Genomic DNA, 6,480 nt, shown 5'->3' with positions numbered 1-6,480 from the left:
CGATTATACAGTTTTTTTGATCCGTTCAAGCCAGACAAGCGAGATTTTCCAAAAATTACTGTATTTTTGCAAAATTTCGCGCCATAGTCATCTATTCGGGCCAAAATTCCTGCACTTTTGCAGGCTTTTCGCAAAAGCAAAGCAAGCAATCTGCCAGGAAACGGGGGGCTGAATGTGGGGCGGGTCAACGGGCACTTGACGCCGTCTTAATTCCTTTGTACCGGATGAAGATGTTCGACCGATTTATAGCGTTCGTCATACTGAATGAGATCGCTCACGGTTACAAATTTATAGCCCTGCTCCTTGAGTGCGGGAATAATGATTTTTAAGGCCTCAACCGTCTGCATACTGCCTATCACATGGTCATGAAACAAAATAATGTCGCCGTTGCGGATGTTGCCCAGCACTTTGTTCACGATTTTGTAGGTGCCGGGACGGGCCCAGTCGCGCGTATCCTGATGCCAGGACCACATGACGGTCAACAAGCCCTCCTTGCGGCTCTCCCGCACGAGCGTTTCGTTGTATATCCCGCCGGGAGGCCGATAAAGGCGCGGCCGTTGACCGGTGACCTCCAAAATAATGTTCTGCGTCTTCCGAATCTCTTCCATCATAAACGGTATCGACTTGCTTTTATTCATGGAATGACTGTACGTATGGTTGGCAATTTCATGCCCTTCGCGCATTTCTCTAAGTACCAAATCCGGATAACGCTCCACCTTTTTCCAAGAACGAAAAAAGTCGCTTTTGCATCGTACTGCTTCAGCAAATCCAGAATCAAAGCCGTACGTGTAGCATCCGGGCCGTCGTCAAACGTAAGGGCGACAACCTTTTTATCGGTTGGCACCTCCCATAAAATGTCGCCTCTCGATTCATAGTAAGCCCGATTTTTGACGACATTCGGTGCTGTCTTCTCCGCTCGAACTTTCGCATGCGGCGGTATCGTAAGGCAGACAGCCAGCATTATCCCTATCCATTTCAGGCAAGAGCGGTGCAATGGGTTTCCCCCTCCTTGCTGCATCAATCACGTCAATATCATTATCCCCCTGCCGCGAAAAAAACATTTTGCACTATTTGCCATGCAATAAAAAAAGCTTTCCAGATCCGCGATCCGAAAAGCCGTTTTGTCGATATGCGCGTAGAGGGACTTGAACCCCCACGGTCTCCCGCCAGAACCTAAATCTGGTGCGTCTGCCAATTCCGCCATACGCGCGCAGAATTAACGTTTTCGCCCGTTTTGCACCGCATCTTTTCGGTATGTCACGCCAGACTCTTCGTTAGGCGTCCGGAAAGTGCTGCGGTAGAATACAGACGAGGGCGCGATCCCTAACCGCGTCTTTTTACAGTCTAGGCGAAACGGGAACGGAAGTCAAGCGGCACGTATCACTTCGTCACTTCAACGCAATTGTCCGCCTTATTCCACGTTACTTTTGCGCCAAGATTCTCCGCTACAACACGGACGGGAACGTATGTCACGCCGTTCTTCGCATCGAGCAAGCCGTCAGCGACTTTTTTACCGTTTACCTTTACGCTGATTTTGTCCATTTCGTTGTTCCCGTCCTTTTCCGTCAGTTTTTCCGCAACCATTCGTTTAAACTCGGTCCAGCCCGTCCATTTGCCGCCGTCGTACATTAAGCGCGGACAGATTTTGCCGGACCAGTCGTAATGCCGGCGCAATCGATCAACGCCCCAACCGCGCTCTTTCAGCAGTTTTGCAACGAGAGCGGCCGCATTATCGAGCGTCTTCGCGTAGTTGCCGCTTTCGCATATTTCTACGCCGATCGACGTCATATTGCCGGCCGTAGTACCGGAATGAATCGCGCGCTCATCCAGCGGTACGCACTCGATCGCTTCGTTTTCGTCGACGACGATATGGTACGAGGCCGCTACGTTATTGGACGGATTCGTCAGCCAGGTGCGCTCATTTCTCGCGGTCGATCGGGGGTTGCCCGTATTGTGTATCGTGATTGTCGTCGGCGTAATCCGTTGACCATTACGGCGATTGCACGGCGTCGAGCGCGGAATATGGTCGACTACGTACCTCATTTCGTACCGCCTTCGTTTCCTTTACGTTTCAACACTTCGATCACGTCGCGCAGTTTATCGGGCAGCGGCAGGCCGGACCGGCCGAGATTTTCCGTAATGCTGACGAGTTCGTTCGCGATATAAAAGTAGACTGCCGCCGACATAACGATTGCGTCCGTTTCCATCAGCACGTCAATACGGTGCGTGAGGATAATGACGAGCAACATCAGCCCTTTTTCGCCAGACCAGCGGACCCGACCGCCGAACTAAGACCGCGCCCCTCTTTAATCGACGCATATACGCCGGTTACGACGTCAACACCGATCGCAAACAGGAGAAACGTTAGCGCCTCCGTCCAATGACCGAACGCGAACGTAGCAAAAGCGCCCACGATGCCCGCGACGGAGCCCGCCCCGAAGTTTACCGAATTCATTTCGCGTCAGCCCCTTCGTTTAGTTTCACGAGTGCTTCGTCAATGGACGCGCGGACTTCCGTTAAAATTTCGTGCTTTTTATCGGAGTGAATCTGAATAAACGCGCTGATTACGTTATTGATTTCGGCGACTGGTTCGCCGGCGTCTACGATAATTTCGAGTTTGTGCGTAATTTTCGCCACACTACCGTCTCCTTTCGGAAAATAAAAAAGACCGCCAATATGACGGTCTGTAATCGCTAGGTATACGTTATTCCAACGCGGCCAATTGCGCTTCGAGTTCGGCGATTTCCGCTTCGAGTTGCTTAATTTTCGCTTGGTCACGTTCCATTTCGGCAACGATCTTCGCATATTGCTCCGTTTCTTCGAACGGGATTTTACCGTTTGTGGTGACTAGTTCGTCGGTATTGTCGATGATTGACTGATTTAACGCTAGACGCTCTTTCGCTTTTTCGATCTCCCGCTTGCGAGAGTTGATTTCTGTCTCTAAATTGGACTTTTTCGCCATTATTTCGGGATTCACCGTATCCCCACTTTCCGTCTTCAATTCTATTGTGCCGGATGTCGCCCGCACTACCTTACCGCCAACTGCTTCGGTAAGCGCGCGAACCGGAACGTATGACGTACCGTTAATAGTAATCGCGTTTGTTTCCAGTGCCTTCCCGTCTACAATTACCTTAGCAACCCCGTCAACCTTTTTTCCGATTATCGCATCTTTAATGACGGACGCGGATACTGACGTGCCTACCAGTAAAAGGGAGAAACCAACAATTCCGGCTATAATCTTCTTCATATTTAAACCACCCCTGACTTATATTTTTGATTCTATTATAGCCAAGATTTTCCGCGTTGGTAATCCCTTTAGTTCGGGATTGTTACACTAGCCAGTAATGCGCCCGTCTTAGCGTAGAGTTTGAGGTTACGCGTGAAAGGGTCAAACGCCATATTATAGCCAGCCTCGCCTAGATTCGCCTTACTCGATTGAAGAGTGGCGATGTCGCTATCTATTCGGTTTAACGTCGTACTAAGCCCTTGCACATTGGTGATAGGAAAATTTAATACCGGCACAAACGAAAAATCGAAACCTGAAATGGTGTAATCGACCGCTATATACGACCCGCCTAGTACAAGCATGTTACCCGAACCGATAGCTCCGACGTTTATTTGCGAGTCAACGCCCGAAACAACCCCCGTTTGAGCGCCCGTTTGATTGTAAAAGCGTAACTCCTGATACCCAAGTCCGCCAACCGTGTCGATCGATATACGTTTCACCCCGTTTTGATCGTACGATGCAAAACCAGACGGACTTAGCACGATTTTTGACGTTCCACTTGACGTTTGTACTGTGGACCCCGTAATAACGCCGCCGGTAATGGTGGTACCGGATATGGAGCCGCCGCTAATCGACGACGCCGAAATATTTACGCTAGTTATCGAGCCAGCCGTAATCGTCCCGAGATTCGCGCTAATTGCCGAAAGGGAGTTCGCGATAATCTGATTTGCGTTAACTGTCCCCGTATAAATCCCAGAATCCGTAATCAGCGTCGTACGGTTATTCCATTTCGTTCCAGACACGAGTAAGTTGTCGTCGATCTTTTCGCCCGCCGGACCGACGATAATCTGCGTAGCCCTTACCGTCCCCGTATAAACTCCGGTATCCGTAATTAACGTAGTCCGACCGTTCCATTTCGCGGCGCTCGCGACCTGATTATCCGGTAGCCCGCCGTAAATTTCGATCGCACCCGAATTGACCCACAGCCCGTACTTGCCCGCGCCATATTGGCCGAGTCGCACACGTTCGTTACCGGCCGAATCCGTAACTTTCAGCCCGAATCCGTCGACCAACGTCAGGCTATCGTCATATTTAACGCCCTTAAGTACGGCATTTTCAGACGTATACTGGATCGCCTTTTTCGAGCCGACCGTCGCCTGGAAAATATAGTCGGCGACTTTAAATTCGCGAAAATTCGCCAACACAACGCGGGCCCGGCGCGGTTCGAACGGGTATCGCTCGTATTCGTGGACGCGGGCGTCGAACGCATAACCGAGCAATTCGTCATATACCGTTACCGTATCGCCAACGCCCCGTATACTCTCCGGCGCGAACGACGGGTCGACCTTTTCGAGTTGTACGAAATCGATTTCGTACGACAATTTCGGTAACTCGACGGTCGCGAGATAACGCTGCATTTCGGCGAGCAATTGAGCCTGCGTACTCGCTTCGGGAAAATCCGCTCTGCCTTCGTATGGGTGCGCCGGGTCGAAATATTGCGAATCGATATATTTTTCGTATGGCCGGCGTAACCTTCGATCGTCAAACCGTTTTTACCGTAGCCGTAAAGCCGCGTAACCCGTTCCATCGAATGCGACGTACGTTGCAAGCCCGGTAGGTTCTTCCCGTAACGGACTTCTGCGCCGTAGTTTCCGCCAGCCCTCGTTGTAAACGTAATCGCGTAATTGTCGTACGAGAGTTCGGCGTTATATAGTTCGACGGCCGCGTTGAGTAAGTCGATTTTCCGCGCTTCGCCCCACTCGAAAACGTCCTTGGGCGCGAACGAACCCTCTACGTAAAACGTAAAGGGCGTGTTATTGCCGAGTTTGGCGAGCAGAAATTCCGGCGTTTTGGCGGCGGCGAAATCAACGTACTCATCGAGAAAGTAGTGCGCGAGCTGGAACGCGACGTGATGCGCTTCAACGACTTTATAAACGCTGCGGCCACGTCTTATCTCCTCGACGCGCTTGATTACGAATATCTGTCCGGCCACGCGATCGCTCATGTCCACCGGAAACCGCACCTCGTTATCTTCGTAAAGCGCCGCGTACCGTTCGTGATCGTCTGGCAAGCGCGGGTACGCGAACGTGACGTAATACTGACCGTTCAGCGTTTCGTTTACCCGGACCTCCTTCGCGTCACGCAGGATACCCAAGCGCTGCCCGCCCGTCCAGATTTCGAGCCGCGACGCAAATTTATTCGCCAAATGTTCGTCACCTCCTCGTTACATAAACCGGTCGCGGTGCGTCAGCCGTAATTTAACGTTTCGAGACGTTGCCGGGTCCGTGTAGATAATCGTATTCGTTCCGGGATTGATCTCGAAAAAGTCACCGTTATACGGTGCAATAACGCCGTTTTTCGTTACTTTCAGCTTTTTCGTGTCGATTACGATTTTGTCACCGGGCGCAAATCCGCCGGTAATTTCGATATATTCAACGCGATAACGGCCCCCGTCGGCGGTAAACGTAGCCACTCCGTTAAATGTCGCGTTGCCGAAACGCTCACGTACGTAAGAGCCGGACATTTCGCCAATCCCGTCAATACTGGCGGTAAAATAGATTTCGCGGACAAGAGGCGCGTCGAACGTTCCTTCCCCGTCAAATCTCGCACTAAACAGGCCGTCAATGACCGGCTCCGTTATAAACGTTGCGACGCCGTGAAAAATAGCGCTCGCGAATACATCGACGGAAAATTCGCGATTAAATGCGGTGCGGCCGAACGCGGCGTTACGGTTGAACAACGTAATCCGCCCCGGTAATTTGTTTGTATTCGGCCTCCGTAATGACGCCGGTTTTTACGCCGTCCTTAACCATTTCGAGCGTCCACAAATTACGTTCGTAAAAACGTTTGATACGATCAAACCACGGATTTACGCTCATGCTGCGCCACCTCCTGTCATGATTTCGTACCAAAGGTCGGCAATTTCTGTGTCATGTTCGGATATTCGCGCCTCTTTCAGCATAATTTCGTACCATAACGTTGCGTTTTCGGCTTCTAGCGCCTCGATACGTTCCTGTTCGGGCGTTTTCGGTGCTGGCGGTTGGTTCGCGGCTTCCTCGTCCAGTTCTTCCGGCGTCTTGAGTCGGATCATATCACCGTCACGTTTGTACAGCCGAGCATCCGTGCTGTACGTCTGCCACTCCTCAATCGTGATCGGTACGGCCGATTCGGGTATCGCGTCGCCATGAATCTCGTCGACGTAGAATCCGGAGATGTTACCGTCGAGGTAAAAATCCACATAGTACTGCGGCATT

General features: G+C 51.3%; 8 protein-coding genes, 1 tRNA gene and 2 pseudogenes. All 11 read right to left on the bottom strand.

Going from position 1 to position 6,480, the window contains the following annotated elements; all coding sequences use genetic code 11:
- Positions 1-206: 206 nt before the first annotated feature.
- The 11 genes and pseudogenes from PACILC2_RS10395 to PACILC2_RS10350 all read right to left on the bottom strand — a co-directional run bounded on the left by PACILC2_RS10395 (position 207) and on the right by PACILC2_RS10350 (position 6,479).
- Positions 207-961 (bottom strand): annotated as a pseudogene (locus PACILC2_RS10395) (polysaccharide deacetylase family protein).
- Between the two features lie 169 nt (positions 962-1,130).
- A tRNA-Leu gene (locus tag PACILC2_RS10390) sits at positions 1,131-1,210 on the bottom strand.
- Positions 1,211-1,380: 170 nt separating this feature from the next.
- Positions 1,381-2,043, bottom strand: a complete 663-nt coding sequence (locus PACILC2_RS10385; RefSeq protein WP_213528807.1) for an N-acetylmuramoyl-L-alanine amidase — start codon at positions 2,041-2,043, stop codon at positions 1,381-1,383.
- A pseudogene (locus PACILC2_RS10380) lies at positions 2,040-2,455 on the bottom strand (phage holin family protein). Before PACILC2_RS10380 ends, PACILC2_RS10385 begins: the two are co-directional and overlap by 4 nt.
- Positions 2,452-2,637, bottom strand: coding sequence for a hypothetical protein (locus PACILC2_RS10375; protein ID WP_213528806.1), 186 nt, complete (start codon positions 2,635-2,637; stop codon positions 2,452-2,454). The pseudogene PACILC2_RS10380 and the gene PACILC2_RS10375 overlap by 4 nt, the downstream one beginning before the upstream one ends.
- A gap of 67 nt (positions 2,638-2,704) precedes the next feature.
- Entirely contained in the window at positions 2,705-3,247 is a 543-nt protein-coding gene (locus PACILC2_RS10370; protein WP_213528805.1) for a hypothetical protein, read from the bottom strand.
- Positions 3,248-3,315: 68 nt separating this feature from the next.
- Complete coding sequence (locus tag PACILC2_RS27975) at positions 3,316-4,608, bottom strand: phage tail protein (RefSeq protein ID WP_280515304.1); 1,293 nt, start codon at positions 4,606-4,608, stop codon at positions 3,316-3,318.
- Positions 4,521-5,432, bottom strand: coding sequence for a phage tail protein (locus tag PACILC2_RS26730; RefSeq protein WP_280515303.1), 912 nt, complete (start codon positions 5,430-5,432; stop codon positions 4,521-4,523). Before PACILC2_RS26730 ends, PACILC2_RS27975 begins: the two co-directional genes overlap by 88 nt.
- Positions 5,433-5,450: 18 nt before the next feature.
- Entirely contained in the window at positions 5,451-5,966 is a 516-nt protein-coding gene (locus tag PACILC2_RS10360; protein WP_213528803.1) for a phage distal tail protein, read from the bottom strand.
- The gene (locus tag PACILC2_RS10355) at positions 5,953-6,105 is read right to left on the bottom strand and encodes an XkdX family protein (RefSeq protein WP_213528802.1); all 153 of its coding nucleotides are present in this window, start codon (positions 6,103-6,105) and stop codon (positions 5,953-5,955) included. The genes PACILC2_RS10360 and PACILC2_RS10355 overlap by 14 nt, the downstream gene beginning before the upstream one ends.
- The gene (locus tag PACILC2_RS10350) at positions 6,102-6,479 is read right to left on the bottom strand and encodes a hypothetical protein (RefSeq protein ID WP_213528801.1); all 378 of its coding nucleotides are present in this window, start codon (positions 6,477-6,479) and stop codon (positions 6,102-6,104) included. Before PACILC2_RS10350 ends, PACILC2_RS10355 begins: the two co-directional genes overlap by 4 nt.
- Position 6,480 lies beyond the last annotated feature (1 nt).

The sequence above is a fragment of the Paenibacillus cisolokensis genome (assembly GCF_018403665.1).
In the GTDB taxonomy this organism is placed as follows: Bacteria; Bacillota; Bacilli; order Paenibacillales; family Paenibacillaceae; genus Paenibacillus_AH; species Paenibacillus_AH cisolokensis.
The sequence above is the reverse complement of the archived record's forward strand: the minus strand, read 5'-3'. Positions and strand labels throughout refer to the sequence as shown.

Bases quoted from the DNA above. Each gene is read 5' to 3' on its own strand.
- PACILC2_RS10385 (WP_213528807.1), bottom strand. From the start codon at position 2,043: ATGAGGTACGTAGTCGACCATATTCCGCGCTCGACGCCGTGCAATCGC.
- PACILC2_RS10370 (WP_213528805.1), bottom strand. From the start codon at position 3,247: ATGAAGAAGATTATAGCCGGAATTGTTGGTTTCTCCCTTTTACTGGTA.
- PACILC2_RS10355 (WP_213528802.1), bottom strand. From the start codon at position 6,105: ATGAGCGTAAATCCGTGGTTTGATCGTATCAAACGTTTTTACGAACGT.
- PACILC2_RS10350 (WP_213528801.1), bottom strand. From the start codon at position 6,479: ATGCCGCAGTACTATGTGGATTTTTACCTCGACGGTAACATCTCCGGA.